General features: G+C 62.3%; 3 protein-coding genes and 1 pseudogene. All 4 read left to right on the forward strand.

The features are described from left to right. Positions 1 to 243: pseudogene (locus EOA27_RS33565) on the forward strand (segregation/condensation protein A); the annotation flags it as partial. Continuing rightward, positions 240 to 995 (forward strand): SMC-Scp complex subunit ScpB, encoded by a 756-nt coding sequence (gene scpB / locus EOA27_RS33570; protein WP_126082287.1) that lies wholly within the window; start codon positions 240 to 242, stop codon positions 993 to 995. The pseudogene EOA27_RS33565 and the gene scpB, both read left to right, overlap by 4 nt. Before the next feature lie 296 nt (positions 996 to 1291). Continuing rightward, positions 1292 to 1510, forward strand: a complete 219-nt coding sequence (locus EOA27_RS33575) for a twin-arginine translocase TatA/TatE family subunit (protein WP_095815328.1) — start codon at positions 1292 to 1294, stop codon at positions 1508 to 1510. Between the two features lie 82 nt (positions 1511 to 1592). Continuing rightward, the coding region (gene tatB / locus EOA27_RS33580) for a Sec-independent protein translocase protein TatB (RefSeq protein WP_127258416.1) at positions 1593 to 2076 on the forward strand (484 nt) is incomplete at its 3' end.

Here is a 2076-nt window from a genome sequence, read left to right on the forward strand (position 1 = left end):
GATGCGCGCGAGGTGCTGGCGCGGCTGATCGGCGCGGTCGGCGACTGGACGGTGCTCGACAGCTTCCTGATCGAGTATCTGGCGGCGCCGGAAGAGAAGCGCACGGCGATGGCCAGTTCGTTCGCGGCGACCCTCGAAATGGTGCGCGAGGGCAAACTGGAAGTGCGGCAGGACCAGGTGTTCGCGCCGATCTATCTGCGCAGCCGCGCGCAAGGTGCAAAGGCAGTCGAGGTGGTATCATGAGTGAACGCGCAAACGCCTCAGTCATCCCGTTCAGGGTTGAGGATGAGCCGGAAGACGAGATGGCCGAGCAGGGTTCACTCGAAAACCCCGCCGAGCGGCTGCAGCTGTCGGAAGCGGTGCGCATGGCCGAGGCGATCGTTTTCGCCAGCGCCGAGCCGGTCAGCGAAAAGCAGCTTGCCGCGCGCCTGCCTGAAGGCGTCAACATCGCCGCCGCGATGGCCGATCTTCAGCAGATCTATGCCAAGCGCGGCGTCAACCTGGTGCGGGTCGGCGATGCCTGGGCCTTCCGCACCGCAGGCGACCTCGCTTTCCTGATGAGCCGTGACTCTGTCCAGCAGAGAAAGCTGTCGCGCGCGGCGCTCGAAGTGCTGGCGATCATCGCCTATCACCAGCCCGTCACGCGCGCCGAAATCGAAGACATCCGGGGCGTGGAGACCTCCAAGGGCACGCTCGACACGCTGCTCGAAACGGAATGGGTCAGGATGCGCGGCCGCCGCCGCACGCCGGGACGGCCGGTGACCTATGGCACCACCGACGCCTTCCTCGATCATTTCGCGCTGGAGGAGATCCGCGATCTGCCCGGTATGGAAGAGCTGAAGGGCGCCGGCCTGCTCTCGACGCGCATGCCGGCCAATTTCTCGATGCCGGTGCCGCCAGCCGATCCCGACGCGCTCGCCGAGGACGAGGATGAGCTGACCGATATCGACCTCGAGGAGCTCGGGCTGCTGACGCCGCGCGTCACGGAAGAGTGACCTAAAGCGCGTCGCGATCTTTCAGGTTCTTTTCAGGTTCGCTCCACGCGCTTTAGGTTTTTGATTTTACGCATGTCTTTATCCCGAAACCGGTTCCCACTTTCGGGAGACATGCTTTTAGGGAACCGGCACAACTGGTCTAATAGCAAGGCCTGCGCGGATTCGTAGCAAGGCGCTCACGTCGAAAGTGCGTGACATCCGCTAGCCATTTTATCAACTTCATTGCAGTTGTGTTTGAATCCCCGAGCGAAAACGCATAGATCATCGCCGAGGGAAAACATTCGAGAGAGATCGTTATGGGTTCGTTTTCGATTTGGCACTGGATGATCGTGCTGGTCATCGTGCTTCTGGTGTTCGGCCGCGGCAAGATCCCAGAGTTGATGGGCGACATGGCCAAGGGCATCAAGAGCTTCAAGAAGGGCATGGCTGACGACGACGTTGACGACAAGCGTACCGTCGAGCACCGCGCCGACGAGACTGTTTCGCCGGGCAAGGAAAAGGTCAGCAAGAGCTGATCCGATTGTTGGTTTGAGCATGCCGTTGTACCAAAACCGCTTCGCATGTGCGGGCGGCGTGTTCTCGTCGGAATAGATTGTCATGTTCGAAGTCGGTTGGAGCGAACTGCTGGTGATCGCGGTCGTCATGATCGTGGTCGTCGGGCCAAAGGATTTGCCCAACATGCTGCGCACCTTCGGCCGCACCGCGGCGAAACTGCGCGCCATGGCCGGCGACTTCCAGAAGCAGTTCAACGAAGCGCTGAAGGAAGCCGAACTCGATGATGTGAAGAGTTCGATCGACAGTCTCCGCAGCCTCAATCCGATGAACGAGGTGCGTAAGCAGCTCAATCCGTTCGAGCAGGCCGCGGCCGATGTGCGGGCCGGCGTCGACACGATGATGAAGCCCAAACCGGCCGCCGATCCTGCGGCGCCGGCTGCAGACACGCCGCAACCCGCTGAGCCGCTCAAGAACGGCGCGACGGACATGCCCGGCGTCGGCGCAACCGAGCCCGCCCCGGCCGCTCCGACCTTCCCGGCCATGACGAACGCCTCGGTCACCGCCTCGGTTTCGGATGCGCCTGTGG

The sequence above is a fragment of the Mesorhizobium sp. M2A.F.Ca.ET.037.01.1.1 genome (assembly GCF_003998075.1).
GTDB lineage: Bacteria > Pseudomonadota > Alphaproteobacteria > Rhizobiales > Rhizobiaceae > Mesorhizobium.